The organism is Vibrio sp. 1167, assembly GCF_033340375.1.
Taxonomy (GTDB): domain Bacteria; phylum Pseudomonadota; class Gammaproteobacteria; order Enterobacterales; family Vibrionaceae; genus Vibrio; species Vibrio alginolyticus.
On the sequence record NZ_JAWOWK010000113.1, the window covers coordinates 1 to 1,068 of the forward strand.

Below are 1,068 nucleotides of genomic sequence, written 5' to 3' on the forward strand. Positions count from 1 at the left end.
ACACCGGTAATACTCGGGCTAGCCGCTCTGGCTCGTTACCTTGCCAGTCTTTTTGTGGTGCTAAGCGAATACGAGCGCCGTTTGCGCCACCACGTTTGTCAGACTGACGGAACGTGCGTGCACTGTCCCAAGCGGTTGTGACCATGTCACTAACCGATAACCCACTGGCTGCGATTTTGGCTTTTACCGCGTCTACATCGTAGTTTGCATTGCCGTGAGGAACCGGATCTTGCCAGATGAGGTCTTCTTGCGGGACATCAGGGCCGATGTAGCGAGCCTTAGGCCCCATGTCTCTGTGCGTTAATTTAAACCAAGCCCGAGCAAAGGTGTCGGCGAAATAGGCCGGGTCGCTATGGAAGCGTTCTGAGATTTTGCGATACTCCGGATCCGTCTTCATCGCCCTATCGGCGTCGGTAATGATTGGGTTATGCCGAACGTTAGGGTTTTCAGGATCGACCGGTTTGTCTTCCTCTTTAATGTCGATAGGTTCCCATTGCCATGCGCCGGCTGGGCTTTTTTTCAGTTCCCAATCGTAATTTAACAGCAGATGAAAATAGCCGTTATCCCATTGCGTTGGCTGGCTTGTCCATGCGCCTTCAATCCCACTGGTGACCGCGTTGTTGCCTACGCCGCGGGTTGTCTTGTTTAACCAACCTAATCCTTGGTCGTGAATGTCGGCACCTTCTGGCTCTGGGCCTAAATTGGCTGCATCACCGTTACCATGCGCTTTACCTACGGTGTGGCCACCAGCGGTTAGGGCAACGGTTTCTTCATCATTCATTGCCATTCGAGCGAACGTAACTCGTACGTCGTGCGCGGTTTTGAGTGGATCCGGCTGTCCATCGACGCCTTCTGGGTTGACATAAATTAAGCCCATCATCACAGCGGCGAGTGGATTCTCTAAATCCCGTTCACCTGAATAGCGGCTGTTAGGGTTGTTGGTAGGTGCCAGCCATTCTTTTTCTGAGCCCCAATAAATGTCCCTTTCTGGGGGCCAGATGTCTTCGCGCCCGAATCCGAAGCCGAACGTTTTCAACGCCATGGATTCATAAGGCATCGTACCGGTAT

The 1,068-nt window shown here is 52.7% G+C and carries 1 protein-coding gene; it reads right to left on the reverse strand.

The features are described from left to right. Positions 1–1,068: peroxidase family protein (locus R7Z78_RS24745; RefSeq protein ID WP_318117047.1), on the reverse strand; the 1,068-nt coding region annotated here is incomplete at both ends.